This window comes from Streptomyces sp. 63XJN7_1_ISO-PGPR-S23-121 (assembly GCF_056173025.1).
The window spans coordinates 7,456,442-7,470,239 of the sequence record NZ_CM149653.1 but is presented as its reverse complement, the minus strand read 5'-3'; the positions used below and the strand labels follow the sequence as shown (position 1 = coordinate 7,470,239).

The 13,798-nt window shown below is 73.1% G+C and carries 13 protein-coding genes; 7 read left to right on the top strand and 6 right to left on the bottom strand.

Annotated elements, in window-relative coordinates:
- The first annotated feature begins 9 nt into the window (after window positions 1-9).
- Both AC0VYN_RS33380 and thpR read left to right on the top strand, forming a co-directional pair.
- Window positions 10-1,374 carry an MFS transporter gene (locus AC0VYN_RS33380; RefSeq protein ID WP_475533981.1) on the top strand — a complete coding sequence of 455 codons (1,365 nt, stop codon included), beginning with the start codon at window positions 10-12 and terminating at the stop codon, window positions 1,372-1,374.
- A gap of 21 nt (window positions 1,375-1,395) precedes the next feature.
- Window positions 1,396-1,968 carry an RNA 2',3'-cyclic phosphodiesterase gene (gene thpR / locus AC0VYN_RS33375; protein ID WP_475533980.1) on the top strand — a complete coding sequence of 191 codons (573 nt, stop codon included), beginning with the start codon at window positions 1,396-1,398 and terminating at the stop codon, window positions 1,966-1,968.
- Between the two features lie 128 nt (window positions 1,969-2,096).
- Here thpR and AC0VYN_RS33370 read toward each other — a convergent pair whose 3' ends face one another.
- From AC0VYN_RS33370 to AC0VYN_RS33360, 3 genes are all read right to left on the bottom strand, one after another.
- Window positions 2,097-3,089: an aldo/keto reductase gene (locus AC0VYN_RS33370; protein WP_475533979.1), complete on the bottom strand. Its 993-nt coding sequence runs from the start codon at window positions 3,087-3,089 to the stop codon at window positions 2,097-2,099.
- Window positions 3,090-3,136: 47 nt separating this feature from the next.
- Window positions 3,137-3,724, bottom strand: coding sequence for a Uma2 family endonuclease (locus tag AC0VYN_RS33365; RefSeq protein WP_475533978.1), 588 nt, complete (start codon window positions 3,722-3,724; stop codon window positions 3,137-3,139).
- 101 nt (window positions 3,725-3,825) lie between these two features.
- On the bottom strand, window positions 3,826-4,506 hold the full coding sequence (locus AC0VYN_RS33360; protein ID WP_475533977.1) for a GDSL-type esterase/lipase family protein: 681 nt from the start codon (window positions 4,504-4,506) through the stop codon (window positions 3,826-3,828).
- Between the two features lie 100 nt (window positions 4,507-4,606).
- Here AC0VYN_RS33360 and AC0VYN_RS33355 point away from each other — a divergent pair, with 100 nt between their 5' ends.
- The gene (locus AC0VYN_RS33355) at window positions 4,607-5,587 is read left to right on the top strand and encodes a WD40 repeat domain-containing protein (protein WP_475533976.1); all 981 of its coding nucleotides are present in this window, start codon (window positions 4,607-4,609) and stop codon (window positions 5,585-5,587) included.
- On the opposite strand, the gene AC0VYN_RS33350 is transcribed toward AC0VYN_RS33355, so the two are convergent.
- Window positions 5,561-6,349 (bottom strand): TetR/AcrR family transcriptional regulator, encoded by a 789-nt coding sequence (locus AC0VYN_RS33350; protein WP_475533975.1) that lies wholly within the window; start codon window positions 6,347-6,349, stop codon window positions 5,561-5,563. The genes AC0VYN_RS33355 and AC0VYN_RS33350 overlap by 27 nt on opposite strands.
- A 90-nt stretch (window positions 6,350-6,439) precedes the next feature.
- Here AC0VYN_RS33350 and AC0VYN_RS33345 point away from each other — a divergent pair, with 90 nt between their 5' ends.
- Both AC0VYN_RS33345 and AC0VYN_RS33340 read left to right on the top strand, forming a co-directional pair.
- A complete protein-coding gene (locus tag AC0VYN_RS33345; protein WP_475533974.1) occupies window positions 6,440-7,420 on the top strand; it encodes an ATP-binding cassette domain-containing protein in 981 nt (326 codons plus the stop codon).
- On the top strand, window positions 7,417-8,241 hold the full coding sequence (locus AC0VYN_RS33340) for an ABC transporter permease (RefSeq protein ID WP_475533973.1): 825 nt from the start codon (window positions 7,417-7,419) through the stop codon (window positions 8,239-8,241). The genes AC0VYN_RS33345 and AC0VYN_RS33340 overlap by 4 nt, the downstream gene beginning before the upstream one ends.
- 94 nt (window positions 8,242-8,335) lie before the next feature.
- Here AC0VYN_RS33340 and serC read toward each other — a convergent pair whose 3' ends face one another.
- On the bottom strand, window positions 8,336-9,454 hold the full coding sequence (gene serC / locus AC0VYN_RS33335; RefSeq protein ID WP_385472464.1) for a phosphoserine transaminase: 1,119 nt from the start codon (window positions 9,452-9,454) through the stop codon (window positions 8,336-8,338).
- Window positions 9,455-9,564: 110 nt separating this feature from the next.
- On the opposite strand from serC, the gene AC0VYN_RS33330 reads away from it, so the two are divergent.
- Complete coding sequence (locus AC0VYN_RS33330; protein WP_475533972.1) at window positions 9,565-12,423, top strand: FAD-binding and (Fe-S)-binding domain-containing protein; 2,859 nt, start codon at window positions 9,565-9,567, stop codon at window positions 12,421-12,423.
- A gap of 233 nt (window positions 12,424-12,656) precedes the next feature.
- Window positions 12,657-13,241 carry a DinB family protein gene (locus AC0VYN_RS33325; protein ID WP_475533971.1) on the top strand — a complete coding sequence of 195 codons (585 nt, stop codon included), beginning with the start codon at window positions 12,657-12,659 and terminating at the stop codon, window positions 13,239-13,241.
- A 49-nt stretch (window positions 13,242-13,290) separates the two neighbouring features.
- Here the strand turns inward: AC0VYN_RS33325 and AC0VYN_RS33320 are convergent, their stop codons facing one another.
- A complete protein-coding gene (locus tag AC0VYN_RS33320; RefSeq protein ID WP_475533970.1) occupies window positions 13,291-13,743 on the bottom strand; it encodes an NUDIX hydrolase in 453 nt (150 codons plus the stop codon).
- Between the last annotated feature and the right edge of the window lie 55 nt (window positions 13,744-13,798).

Here is a 13,798-nt window from a genome sequence, read left to right as displayed (position 1 = left end):
GGCGACCCTTTGAGTACGGGACCCGGAGCAGCTTCCGTCCCCGCACCTGACCACGACGACTCCCTGTCCAAGGCCCCCGGGGCCCCGCACAAGACGTCCATGTTCGCCTCCCTGAGGGTCCGCAACTACCGCCTGTTCTTCCTGGGCCAGGTCGTCTCCAACATCGGCACCTGGATGCAGCGCATCGCCCAGGACTGGCTGGTGCTCAGCCTCACCGGGTCCTCCGCGGCCGTCGGCATCACGACGGCCCTGCAGTTCCTGCCGATGCTGCTCTTCGGTCTCTACGGCGGCGTCCTCGTCGACCGCCTGCGCAAGCGGCCCACGCTGCTGGTCACCCAGTCCGCCATGGGCCTGACCGCGCTCGCCCTCGCCGCGCTCACCCTGACCGGGTACGTCGAGGTCTGGCACGTCTACGTCGCGGCCTTCGCGATGGGCCTGGCCACCGTCATGGACAACCCGGCCCGCCAGTCCTTCGTCTCCGAGCTGGTCGGCCGCGACCAGCTCCAGAACGCGGTCAGCCTGAATTCGGCCAACTTCCAGTCCGCCCGCCTGGTCGGCCCCGCCGTCGCGGGCCTGATGATCACGGGCGTGGGCACCGGCTGGGCGTTCCTCGCCAACGGGCTGTCCTTCGTGGCGCCGCTGGGCTGCCTGCTGCTGATGCGGGCCCGCGAGCTGCACGTCGCACAGCGCGCCCCGCGCGGCAAGGGACAGCTCCGCGAGGGCCTGCGCTACGTCGCCGGGCGCCCCGAGCTGATCTGGACCATCGTCCTGGTGGGCTTCATCGGCACCTTCGGCTTCAACTTCCCGGTGTTCCTGTCCGCCTTCGCGGACGACGTCTTCCACGCGGGCGCCGGCGAGTACAGCCTCTTCAACACCCTCATGGCCGTCGGCTCCCTGGCCGGCGCGCTGCTCGCCGCCCGGCGCGGCACGGCCCGGCTGCGGGTGCTGATCGCGGCGGCCCTCGGCTTCGGCGTCCTGGAGATCGTCGCCGCGTCGGCGCCGTCGCTGTGGCTGTTCGCCCTGCTGATGGTCCCGATCGGCGTCTTCAGCATGACGGTCAACGTCACCGCCAACACCAGCATCCAGATGTCCACCGACCCGGCCATGCGGGGCCGCGTCATGGCCCTCTACATGATGGTCTTCCTCGGCGGTTCCCCGGTCGGCGCCCCGATCGTCGGCTGGGTCACCGACACCTACGGCGCCCGGGTCGGCTTCGCCGCGGGCGGGGCCGTGGCGGCCACCGCGGCGGCCGTGGTCGGCCTGGTCCTGGCCCGCGTCGGGAACCTGCGCCTGTCCGTCGGCTGGCACCGGGGACACCCGCAGGTGCGGTTCGTGCCGCGCGAGCACCGGGAGCGACTGGCACCGGCGGCGTAGGAGGTCTGGGAAGGTGGCGGCATGAGACTCTTCGCCGCCGTGCTGCCGCCCGAGGACGTCGTCGCCGCTCTCGCCGCCGAGGTGGCCGCGCTCAGGAAGCTGCCCGGCGCGGACGGGCTGCGCTGGACCGGCCGCCCGGGGTGGCACGTCACGCTCGCCTTCTACGGCGAGGTCGGCGAGGACGTCGTACCGGAGCTTTCCGCGCGCCTGGAGCGGGCCGCGCGCCGCACCGCGCCGTTCGAGCTGGCGCTGCGCGGCGGCGGCCACTTCGGGCACGGCCGGGCCCTGTGGGCCGGGGGCGCGGGCGATCTGGGCGCCCTGCGTCTGCTCGCGGAGCGTGCCGAGTCGGCGGGGCGCCGGGCGGGCGTGCCGATGGGGGAGCACCGGCGCTACACGGCCCACCTCACACTGGCCCGCGGCCGGGCGGCGTTCGACGTGGCTCCGTACGTCGACGCGCTGGCCGGTTTCACGAGCCGCACCTGGACCGTGACGGACCTGGCGCTGGTGCGCAGCGACCTGCCGAGGTCCGGGGTGCCCGGCGAGCAGCCCCGCTACGAGACGGTCGCCCGCACTCCGCTCGGCGCGGCCGGTTAGGCTCGGGGGCGTGGACCCGAAGACCCGTAACCGGATCATGGCCGGTGTGCTCGTGCTGATGTTCGTCGTCGTGGCGGTGGCGGCGGCGCTCGGTTAGCCGAGGCCGCCGCCGGTGTGCCCCGCGCGGCCTACCAGGCGAAGGCCTCCGGGGAGGGGCCCGGCCCCGGGAAGATCTCGTCCAGCCCGCTCAGCAGCTCATCGGAGAGCTCCAGCTCCACGGCGCGCAGCGCCGACGCCAGCTGCTCGCCGGTCCGCGGACCCACGATGGGGCCGGTCACGCCGGGCCGGGTCAGCAGCCAGGCCAGCGCCGCCTCGCCGGGTGCGACGCCGTGCTTGTCGAGCAGGTCCTCGTACGCCTGGATCTGCGCGCGCGAGGCCGGGTCGGCCAGGGTGTCGGCAGCTCGCCCGGAGGCGCGCCGTCCGCCCTCCGCCTGCTTCTTGATGACCCCGCCCAGCAGCCCGCCGTGCAGCGGCGACCACGGGATGACCCCCAGACCGTAGTCCTGCGCGGCCGGGATGACCTCCATCTCGGCGCGGCGCTCGGCCAGGTTGTAGAGGCACTGCTCGCTGACCAGGCCGATGGTGCCGCCGCGCCGGGCGGCGGTCTCGTTGGCCTGGGCGATCTTGTAACCGGGGAAGTTCGAGGAGCCGGCGTAGAGGACCTTGCCCTGCTGGACCAGCGTGTCGACGGCCTGCCAGATCTCGTCGAATCCGGTGGCGCGGTCGATGTGGTGGAACTGGTACAGGTCGATGTGGTCGGTCCGGAGCCGCTTGAGGCTGGCGTCGACGGCCCGGCGGATGTTCACGGCGGACAGCTTGTCGTGGTTGGGCCACGCCTCGCCGTCGGCGCCCATGTTGCCGTACACCTTGGTGGCGATGACGACCTTGTCGCGCCGGTCGCCCCCCTGGGCGAACCAGTTGCCGATGATCTCCTCGGTGCGGCCCTTGTTCTCGCCCCAGCCGTACACGTTGGCGGTGTCGAAGAAGTTGATGCCCGCGTCCAGCGCCGCGTCCATGATCGCGTGACTGTCGGCCTCGTCGGTCTGCGGACCGAAGTTCATGGTGCCGAGGACGAGCCGGCTGACCTTGAGTCCTGTGCGTCCGAGCTGCGTGTACTCCATGGCCCCCAGCCAACGGCTTGGAGTGCGCTCCAGGCAAGCGGATCCGCTCAGTCGCGGGGGAACCCGGCGGTGGGCAGCGTGAGGCCGAGGACGGTGTCGGTGAGGTCCAGGTCCTGCCCGAAGGCGACCCGGGTCTCGGTCGTGTAGTCGCCGTCCTTGGGGCGGGTGTAGATGTGGCACCTGCCCTGGTACGGGTCGGCGATGAGGTAAAGGGGGACCTCGGCGGCGGCGTACGCGAGCTTCTTGGGGCCGTAGTCGTTGGCGGCGGTGCCCTGGGAGATGACTTCGGCCACGAACTCGACGTCCTGGTGGCGCCAGTGGCCAGTGTCGTCCCGCTCCGCTCCGTCGCGGAGTTTGGCGACGTCCGGGCAGAAGCCGTTCTCGTGACCGGGGAAGTCGATGCGGACGTCGGAGAAGACCGCGACGTCCATGCCGAATCGGTCCTCGACGGGCCGTACGATCCGACGGATGATGCCCCAGTGCGTGTCCCGCTGCGGTGTCATGTGGACGTTGCCCCCGACGATCTCGACCCTGAATCCTTCGGGGACGGGCATCCGCTCCAGCCGCTCGAACCACTCGTCCAGGCGCTGGGTGTTGGCGTCGGCCATGGCGATCCTGTCTTCAAGGACGGTCATCGTGGCGCTCCTCCCCGGCCGTCCCACGGGCGGGAGTAACCGCGCGGTACAACGATACGCACGGCGGCCGGGTCACGGGAGGACGCGCATATGTCAGGTGACTAGGACTCGCCCGCGTACGGCCCGCCCAGCCCCCACTCCTCGTGCAGTGCCTCCGCGAACGCCCCCGCGATCCTGTGTTCGCCGTCGGCGTTGGGGTGGGTGCCGTCGTAGGTGTCCGTGTGGAAGTCGTACGACGCCGGCGGGGGGACGAGGAGGAGGGCGGAGTCCGGTGCGTCGAGGTCGGCGACCGTCTTGGCCAGGAGCTCGTTGAAGCGGTGGACCTGGTCGGCGAAGGCCGCGTCGGCCTCCACCCGGATGTTCGTGAGCACCGGCATGACGGCCACGCGGACGCGCGGGTTCGCCGACCGGGCCCCGGCCACGAAGGCGCGGACGTTGTCCGCGGTCTGCTCGGGGTTGGTGTAGAAGCCGAGGTCTATCAGGCCCAGGGAGACCAGGAGCACGTCCGCGCGGTGGGCGCGCACCGCCTCGCCGATCAGCGGCGTCATGTGGTGCCAGCCCTCGCCCCAGCCGGCCAGGTGGGCGCGGGGGAAGCCGGGGTCGGCGTAGGCGTACGAGGTGGGGGCGTCCGTCGACGGGTCGTGCAGCGCCTCGCGGGGGCCGACGAAGGTGAAGGGGCGGCCGTACGTGTCACGCAGGTGCTGCCACATCCGGTGGCGCCACGTGTGTTCGCCGGCGCTCCCTATCGTCGTGGAGTCACCGACGAACATGAACCTGAGCATCCGCTCATCATGGACGATCCGCCTGGCGGGCGCGATGTGAGCCCGGCCACCCGGGACGGCCGTCACGGTGAACACCCGCGCGGGATGGCAGGCTTGGCGCATGCGCCGATCTCTCGCCCTCCTCGCCTCGGCCCTCCTCGTGGGCGCGTTCGCCGTGCCGGCCGCCGCCGACGGGGACGACGGGAGCGACGGGTTCACCATCAAGGACCCGCGCATCACCGAGTCCAGCGGCCTCGCCGCCTCCCGCCTGCACCCCGGCGTCTACTGGACGCACAACGACCAGGACAACGGGCCCTACCTCTACGCCGTGGACGGCGCCACCGGCGAGACCGTCGCGCGCGTCGCGCTGTCCGGCGTGGGCACGCCCCGGGACGTCGAGGCGATCGCCGTCGGGCCCGGGAACAGGATCTTCGTCGGCGACATCGGGGACAACCTCGGCGGCACCTGGCCGTACGTGTGGATCTACGAGCTGCCCGAGCCGAAGGAGCTCAGGGACCAGACGGTCGAGGCCACGCAGTACGTCGTGAAGTACGCGGACGGCGCCCGCGACGCCGAGTCGATGGTCGTCCACCCGAAGACCGGGCGCGTCTACATCGTCGACAAGAACGAGGACGGCGGGCACCTGTACGAGGGCCCGGCGAAGCTGTCCTCCTCCGGCACCAACGTCTTCCGGCCCACCGTTCCCGTCGACCTCTGGGCCACCGACGCCGCGTTCTCCCCGGACGGCGAGCAGCTCGCGGTGCGCGGCTATCTCGGGGGCATCTGGTACGCCTGGAACGGGGGGAGGATCCAGCGCAAGGGGCGGATCAGCGTGCCCCTGGGGCAGGGCGAGTCGGTCACCTACACCGCCGACGGCAAGAAGCTGCTGCTCGGCATGGAGGGCGAGAACAGCCCGGTGCGGGCCCAGGACGCGCCCGGGGGCGGCTCGTCGGGCGGGGACGGCGCCTCGTCCGGCGACGGCGGGTCCGGCGCCTCCGGTGCGGACGGCACCGGCGGGGACACGCTCAAGGTCGGCGCGGTCGGCCTGCTCGTGGCGTGCGCCGCGCTGTTCGGCCTACGCCGGCTGTTCCGGCGCCGCTGAGCCGTCCGCCGCCCGCCGTGCGGCCACCAGCACCTCCAGCCCGTCCAGGATGCGCCGGAGCCCGAACTCGAAGTGGTCGAAGCCGGCGCCGAAGGCGTCCTCGGACAGGGAGGCCAGCACGGGGTAGCGCCCGCTGGCCATGGCCTTCACCAGTACCGGCTCCTGGGCCGCCCAGAACTGCGCGTCCGTCAGCCCGGACCTGCGCTCCGCCTCCCGCTCGTACACCTGCGTTCGGGCGGCCCCGACGACGTACCCGTCGATCATGACGATCACCGAGACCAGCTCGGGGTCGGTCAGCCCCATCGGCTTGATCCGGGCGAGCACCTTCTCCATGCCGTCCAGGGCGGACGGACCGAGGATCGGGCGGGACTGGTTGACCTCCAGCAGCCACGAGTGGCGGCGGTAGAGGGCGAGTGTGGCGTGGCCGAGGGCCTCCAGTGCCGAGCGCCAGCCGCCGTCGCCGAGGTCGGCCGGGTCCTCGGACGGGCGCTGCACGCGGTCCAGCATCAGGTCGATCAGCTCGCCCTTGCCGGGGACGTAGCGGTACAGGGACATCGTGCCGGTGCCCAGCTCGGTGGCGATCCGCCGCATCGAGACCGCGCCGAGTCCGTCCCGGTCGGCGACCTCGACGGCGGCCTCCACGATCCGCTCCAGCGTCAGGCCCGGCCTGGGGCCTCGGCTGGGGCGCCGGCCGGTGTCCCACAACAGTTCGAGGGTGCGGCCGATGTCGCCGCTGCCGCTGGTCTCCGTACCGCTCGCCATGGGGTCAGTTTAAATCCGCGCCAAGAAACTGAGTACGGTGTACGCGTAATCGAGTACGGTGTACTCAATTGGTGAGCGAGAGGGGGACCCATGGGTGACGGACACGCGGTACGGGCCGAGGGGCTCGAGAAGCGGTACGGCGAGAAGCGCGCGCTCGACGGCTTCGACCTGGCCGTCCGCGAGGGCACCGTGCACGGCCTGCTCGGGCCGAACGGCGCCGGGAAGACCACCGCCGTGCGCATCCTGTCCACGCTGGTCCGGCTGGACGCGGGGCGTGTCGAGGTGGCCGGCCTGGACGTCGCCCGGCAGGCGCGTGAGGTGCGGGCCCGGATCGGCCTCACCGGGCAGTACGCGGCCGTGGACGAGGTGCTCACCGGCCGGCAGAACCTGGAGATGTTCGGGCGCCTGTTCCACCTGGGCGGCCGGCGGGCCCGGGCCCGCGCGGTCGAGCTGCTGGAGCAGTTCGACCTGACCGACGCCGCCGACCGGGGCGTCGGCAAGTACAGCGGCGGCATGCGGCGCCGCCTCGACCTCGCCGCCTCGATGATCCTCGCCCCCTCCGTCCTGTTCCTGGACGAGCCGACGACGGGCCTCGATCCCCGCAGCCGCGGCGAGGTCTGGGACTCGGTCCGGGCCCTGGTGGCGAACGGCACGACCGTGCTGCTGACCACGCAGTACCTGGAGGAGGCCGACAAGCTGGCCTCCCGCATCACCGTCATCGACCAGGGCCGGTCCATCGCCGACGACACCCCGGACGGGCTGAAGAACCTGGTCGGCGGCGACCGCGTCGAGGTCGTGGTGGCCGAGCGGACCGACATCCCGAGGGTGGTGAAGGTGGTCGCCCGGGTCTGCGAGGGCGAACCGGAGGCCGACGAGGAGGCGCTGCGCGTGCACGCCCCGGTCACCGACCGGGTCTCCGCGCTGACCGAGGTGGCACGGACCCTTCAGGACGAGGGGGTCGGCGTGGAGGACATCGGGCTGCGCAGGCCGAGCCTCGACGACGTGTTCCTGCGCCTGACCGGGCACCGCACGGACCGTGCCGCCCGTACCGAGAAGGAGGCGGCGGCATGAGCGCCCTCGACCCGACGACGGCCCCGCGCGAACGCGGTCGGCTGTACTGGCTGTTGGCCGACTGCGGCAACATCGTGCGCCGCGGCCTGACGCACTACCAGCGCCAGCCCGTCAACATCGCCTGGCAGCTGGGCTTCCCGATCCTGTCCGTCCTCCTCTACGGCTATGTCTTCGGCAGCGCGATGACCGTGCCGGGCGGCGGGGACTACAAGGACTTCCTGATGCCGGGCATGTTCGTGATGACCATGGCGTTCGGCTTCATCAACACCGCCACCGTCGTCGTCTACGACTCCACCAAGGGCGTCATCGACCGGTTCCGGTCCATGCCGATGTCCTCCTCCGCCGTGGTCGCGGGGCGCGGCGTGACCGACCTCGTGATCGCCTGCGCCGAGCTGGCGATCATGATGCTGACGGCGCTGGCCATGGGCTGGCGGCCGGACGGCGGCTGGGGCTTCCTGGCGGCGTTCGCGCTGCTGCTGTGGCTGCGGTTCGCGCTGATCTGGATCGGTGTGTGGCTGGGTCTGCTGGTCCCGAACCCGGAGGCGGCCGGCGGTCTGTTCGCGGTGGCGTTCCCGCTGACGATGATCTCCAGCATCTTCGTCGCCCCGCAGCTCATGCCGGACTGGCTGGGCTGGGTGGCCGCCTGGAACCCGATCTCCTCCACGGCGGCGGCCGCCCGCGAGCTGTTCGGCACGCCGGTCGGCGGCGGCGACTCGTGGGTCGAGCAGCACGCGGTGCTGATGGCGTGCGTGTGGCCGGTGGTGCTGACGGCGATCTTCCTGCCCCTGGCGGTACGGAGGTTCCGGCGGCTGAGCCGCTGAACCGCGTGGGGAGTTGCCGACATTCCGCCGAACATGTGGGAGGGCGCCCGGCGGGTGGTCCGCCGGGCGCCCTCCTCGTCGTTGCCGGTGACGGCTACAGCTTCTCGATCACGTAGTCGATGCACTTGGTCAGCGCCTCGACGTCGGCCGGGTCGATCGCCGGGAACATCGCGACGCGCAGCTGGTTGCGGCCGAGCTTGCGGTACGGCTCGGTGTCGACGATGCCGTTGGCGCGCAGCACCTTGGCGACGGCGGCGGCGTCGATGTCGTCGGAGAAGTCGACGGTGCCGATGACCTGCGACCGCTTGGCCGGGTCGGTGACGAACGGCGTCGCGAACTTCACGTCCTCCGCCCAGCCGTACAGCGTGCGCGCGGAGGTCGCGGTGCGGCGGACGGTGAAGTCCAGGCCGCCCTGGCCGTTCATCCACTCCAGCTGCTCGTTCAGCAGGAACAGGGTGGCCAGCGCCGGGGTGTTGTACGTCTGGTTCTTGCGGGAGTTGTCGATCGCCGTCGGCAGCGAGAAGAACTCCGGGACGTGCCGGCCGGACGCGTGGACCCGCTCGGCGCGCTCGATCGCGGCCGGGGAGAACACGCCGATCCACAGGCCGCCGTCGGAGGCGAAGGACTTCTGCGGGGCGAAGTAGTAGACGTCGGTCTCGGCGATGTCGACGGGCAGGCCGCCGGCGCCGGAGGTGGCGTCGACCAGCACGAGGGAGCCCTCGTCGGCACCGGCGACCCGCTCGATCGGCATGGCGACGCCGGTCGAGGTCTCGTTGTGGGTGAACGCGTACACGTCCACGCCGGCCTCGGCCCGCGCCTCGGGGTGGGTGCCCGGGTCGGCGGAGACGACCGTCGGCTCGGCCAGCCAGGGGGCGAGCTTCGCCGCCTTGGCGAACTTGGAGGAGAACTCGCCGAAGGTCAGGTGCTGCGACTTGTTCTCGATCAGGCCGTGGGTCGCGACGTCCCAGAACGCGGTGGAGCCGCCGTTGCCGAGGACCACCTCGTAGCCGTCGGGGAGCTGGAACAGCTCGCGGATGCCCTCACGGACCTTGCCGACCAGGTTCTTGACCGGGGCCTGGCGGTGTGAGGTGCCGAGGAGGGACGTACCGGTGGCGGCCAGGGCGTCCAGCGCCTCCACCCGCACCTTGGAGGGACCCGCGCCGAATCGACCGTCCGCGGGCTTGATGTCAGCAGGAATCTGGATCTCAGCCACGAGCCGGAGGCTACCCCCTGGACGAAACCGGACGACGACATGTCCGTCCGATGAGACGAGATCTCCGCCGTGCGGACCTGTACGGAGCTACGAGAGCCCATCCTGGACGCATGACCGGTCTTGAGGCAGCACTGCGCGGGGCCGTCCGGGGCGAGGTCGGATTCGACGTCACCTCCCGGGCGCTGACCACCATGGACGCGTCCAACTACCGGCGGGTCCCGCTCGGTGTGGTGGCGCCGTGGGACGCCGACGACGTGGCGGCCGTGCTGGAGGTGTGCCGGGAGCGGGGCGTGCCGGTCGTGGCGCGCGGCGGGGGCACGTCGATCGCGGGCCAGGCCACCGGCACGGGCGTCGTCCTGGACTTCACCCGGCACATGAACCGGCTGCTGTCCCTGGACCCGGAGAGCCGCACGGCCGTCGTCCAGCCGGGCCTGGTCCTCGACCGGCTCCAGGAGGCCGCCGCACCGCACGGCCTGCGCTTCGGCCCCGACCCCTCCACCCACAGCCGCTGCACGCTCGGCGGGATGATCGGCAACAACGCGTGCGGGTCCCACTCGGTGGCCTGGGGCACCACGGCGGACAGCGTGCGCGAGCTGACGGTGCTCACCGCGCGGGGGCGGCGGCTGCGGCTCGGGCGGGAGTGGGCCGGGGCACCGGAGGGCCTGCGCGAGCTGGTGGACGGCGACCTGGCGCGGTTGCGCACCGGCTTCCCCGACCTGCCCCGCCGCATCTCCGGCTACGCGCTGGACGCGCTGCTCCCGGAGCACGGTGCGGACGTGGCCCGTTCCTTCTGCGGTTCGGAGGGCACGCTGGGCGTGCTGACCGAGGCGGTGGTCCGGCTGGTCGAGGCGCCGCGCGCGCGGGCGCTGGCGGTGCTGGGCTACGCCGACGAGGCCGACGCGGCCCAGGCGGCGGCGGGCCTGCTGCCGCTCGGTCCGCTGACGGTGGAGGGCATGGCGGTGGACCTGGTGCCGTCCACAAAGGGCCTGCCGCGGGGCGGGGCCTGGCTGTTCGTGGAGACCGGCGGCGCGTCGCGTGCGGAGGCGCGGGCGCGTGCGGAGGCGGTCGTGCGGGCGGCCGACGTGGTGGACTCGCTGGTGGTGACCGACCCGGCCGGGCAGCGGGCGCTGTGGCGGATCCGGGAGGACGCCGGCGGTACGGCGACGCGCATGGGCGACGGCACGGAGGCCTGGCCGGGCTGGGAGGACTGCGCGGTGCCGCCGGCGCGGCTGGGCGACTACCTGCGGGACTTCCGCGCCCTGCTGTCGGCCCACGGCCTGCGGGGCACGCCGTACGGGCACTTCGGGGACGGCTGCGTCCACGTGCGCGTCGACTTCGACCTGCTGACGGACGCCGGGATCTCCCGTTTCCGCCGGTTCTCCGAGGAGCTGGCCGACCTGGTCGTGGCGCACGGCGGCTCACTGTCCGGGGAGCACGGGGACGGGCAGGCGCGGGCGGAGCTGCTGCCGCGGATGTACGGCGAACGGACGGTGGCCCTCTTCGAGCGGGCCAAGGGCGTCTGGGACCCCGACGACCTGCTCAACCCGGGAATGCTGGTCCGCCCGGCGCCGCTGGACGCGAACCTGCGCTTCGCCGTCCTGCCGCGCGGGCCGGTGGACGTGGAGTTCGGCTACCCCGCCGACGGGGGCGACTTCCCGGCGGCGGTGCGGCGCTGCGTCGGCGTCGCCAAGTGCCGTACCGCGCAGGTCTCCGGCTCCGGGGTGATGTGCCCGTCGTTCCGGGCGACGGGGGAGGAGGAGCACTCCACGCGGGGCAGGGCGCGGCTGCTGCACGAGATGCTCGCCGGCGAGCTGGTGACCGACGGCTGGCGGTCGACGGAGGTCCGGGACGCCCTGGACCTGTGCCTGTCCTGCAAGGGCTGCCGCTCCGACTGCCCCGTCGGGGTCGACATGGCCACGTACAAGGCGGAGTTCCTGCACCACCACTACGCGGGCCGGCGCCGCCCGGCCGCGCACTACGCGATGGGGTGGCTGCCGGTGTGGCTGCGCTGGGTGGCGCGTACGCGTACCGCGCCCCTCGTCAACCGGCTCGCCGCCGTACGGCCGTTAGCCGCGGTGGTGAAGCGGCTGGGCGGGATCGCGGCCGAGCGGGAGGTGCCGCGGCTGGCGGGGGAGACGTTAAGCGGGTGGTGGCGCGGGCGGCGCCCGGTCGCCGGGGGGTCCGGCGACCTGGTGGTGCTCTGGCCCGACACCTTCACCGAGCACCTGTCACCGTCCGTGGGCCGGGCGGCCGTACGGGTGCTGGAGGCGGCTGGGCTGCGGGTGGCGCTGCCGCCGACGCTGCGGGGGCGGGCCGCCGTCGGGGACGGTGTCTCCAGGTCGCCGGCCGCCCTGCTGACCGCCCGCCGGGGCCGGGTCTGCTGCGGCCTGACGTACGTCTCCACGGGCCAGCTGGACCGCGCGCGGGCGGTCATGCGCCGCACGCTGGACCTGATGGCCCCGGTGCTTCAGGCGCGGGCCCCGGTCGTGGTGCTGGAACCGAGCTGCGCGGCGGCCCTGCGCACCGACCTGCCGGAGCTGCTGCACGACGACCCGCGGGCGGCCCGGCTCGCCGCCCGGGTGGTGACCTTCGCGGAGGCCCTGGAGCGCCACGCCCCCGGCTGGGTGCCGCCCGCCGTGGACCGTCCGGTCACCGGGCAGACCCACTGCCACCAGCACGCGGTCCTCGGCGACGCGGCCGACCGCCGCCTGCGCGAGGCGGCGGGCCTGACCGGCGAGCTGAGCGGCGGCTGCTGCGGCCTCGCGGGCGACTTCGGCTTCGAGGACGGCCACTACGAGGTCTCGGCCGCGTGCGCGGAGGACCGGCTGCTGCCGGCGGTGCGGGAGGCACCGGACGGGGCGGTGGTCCTGGCGGACGGCTTCTCGTGCCGGACGCAGCTGGAGCAGCTGGCGGGGGTACGGGGGCGGCATCTGGCGGAGGTGCTGGCGGACGGGCTGGCGGAGGAGTGACGGTCGGCCGTGCGCCGGGGAGCCTACGGCCGGTGGAACGCGGCCAGGAACGGGCCGCCCGCCGAGCCCGGCCCCGGGGGCCCGGACGAAGAAGTCACCGTCGAGGAGCCGCCCACCGGACCGTCCTCGGGTTCTCCACTCTCCGCGCCGCTCTAGGACAGGATCTGACCTCGATCGCTCCTAGTGTGGTCCTCGACCGACGCAGCAGTGACACCGGAAGACGGAGACCGATCATGACCTTCGACGAGACGACCACGCGAGACCTGGCCACCGGCGACCCGACCACCCGTGACGCGGCCGGATCCCCGGCCGTCACCGGCGAACGTGCCGACCTGCTGGAGATGCTGGCCAAGCACCGGCACTTCCTGCGCTTCACCACCCGTGACCTCACCGACGAGCAGGCCGGACTGCGGACCACGGTCAGCGAGCTCTGTCTGGGCGGCCTGATCAAGCACATGACCTCGGGCGAGCGGAGCTGGGGGGACTTCATCCTGAACGGCCCGTCGGCGATAGGGGACTTCACGGCCATGACCGAGGCCGACTGGGCCCGGCGGGCCGACGAGTTCCGGATGCTGCCCGGTGAGACGCTGGCCGGCGTGCTGGCCGACTACGCCGAGGCGGCCCGCCGGACCGACGAGCTGGTCGCCACCGTGCCCGACCTGGGGGCCACGCAGCCGTTGCCGAAGGCCCCCTGGTTCCAGGACACGCACTGGTCGGCGCGCCGGGTGCTGATGCACGTCATCGCCGAGACCGCCCAGCACGCCGGCCACGCCGACATCATCCGCGAGTCCCTGGACGGCGCCAAGAGCATGGGCTGACCGGCGACGCGGTCAGGACGCCGCGCGGCGGGCCGCGCGGCGGGCCGGCTCACGGGGCCGTCTCGCCGCGCGCCAGCGGACCGCACACCGGCTGGACGCCCTCGGGCAGGTCGTCCGGCTCGCACCAGCGGGCCTCCAGGATCTCGAACGGGTCGAGGCGCAGCTCGCCGCCCAGCAGACGGGCCTCGTACGCCACCTCCAGGCGGGTGCGCAGGCCGCTGTTCAGCATGACCAGCCGGCCCACCTCCACCTCCAGGCCGGTCTCCTCCCCGACCTCGCGCACCACGGTCGCCCGGAAGTCCTCGCCCCGGTGCGCGAAACCGCTCGGCAGACCCCACTGGCGGCCCGGCGGCCACATCCGGTGCCGCAGCATCAGGACCCGCCCCTCGTCGTCGCGCACGACGCCGGTCACGCCGACCACGAACTTGGCGTTCAGGAACCACATGACGCGGCTCTGCAGCGGGCGCAGCAGGCGCCAGAGGCGGGCAAGGAGTCGTCTCACTCCGCGGACGCTACCTCCTGGGCGTACGGGCCCGCCGGGCGAGGTCCCGTCCGCC

Coding starts and splice junctions, on each gene's coding strand:
- AC0VYN_RS33340 (WP_475533973.1), top strand. CDS start 7,417: ATGAGCGCCCTCGACCCGACGACGGCCCCGCGCGAACGCGGTCGGCTG.
- AC0VYN_RS33345 (WP_475533974.1), top strand. CDS start 6,440: ATGGGTGACGGACACGCGGTACGGGCCGAGGGGCTCGAGAAGCGGTAC.
- AC0VYN_RS33325 (WP_475533971.1), top strand. CDS start 12,657: ATGACCTTCGACGAGACGACCACGCGAGACCTGGCCACCGGCGACCCG.
- AC0VYN_RS33365 (WP_475533978.1), bottom strand. CDS start 3,724: ATGACCGTCCTTGAAGACAGGATCGCCATGGCCGACGCCAACACCCAG.
- AC0VYN_RS33360 (WP_475533977.1), bottom strand. CDS start 4,506: ATGCTCAGGTTCATGTTCGTCGGTGACTCCACGACGATAGGGAGCGCC.
- AC0VYN_RS33330 (WP_475533972.1), top strand. CDS start 9,565: ATGACCGGTCTTGAGGCAGCACTGCGCGGGGCCGTCCGGGGCGAGGTC.
- thpR (WP_475533980.1), top strand. CDS start 1,396: ATGAGACTCTTCGCCGCCGTGCTGCCGCCCGAGGACGTCGTCGCCGCT.
- AC0VYN_RS33370 (WP_475533979.1), bottom strand. CDS start 3,089: ATGGAGTACACGCAGCTCGGACGCACAGGACTCAAGGTCAGCCGGCTC.
- AC0VYN_RS33355 (WP_475533976.1), top strand. CDS start 4,607: ATGCGCCGATCTCTCGCCCTCCTCGCCTCGGCCCTCCTCGTGGGCGCG.
- AC0VYN_RS33350 (WP_475533975.1), bottom strand. CDS start 6,349: ATGGCGAGCGGTACGGAGACCAGCGGCAGCGGCGACATCGGCCGCACC.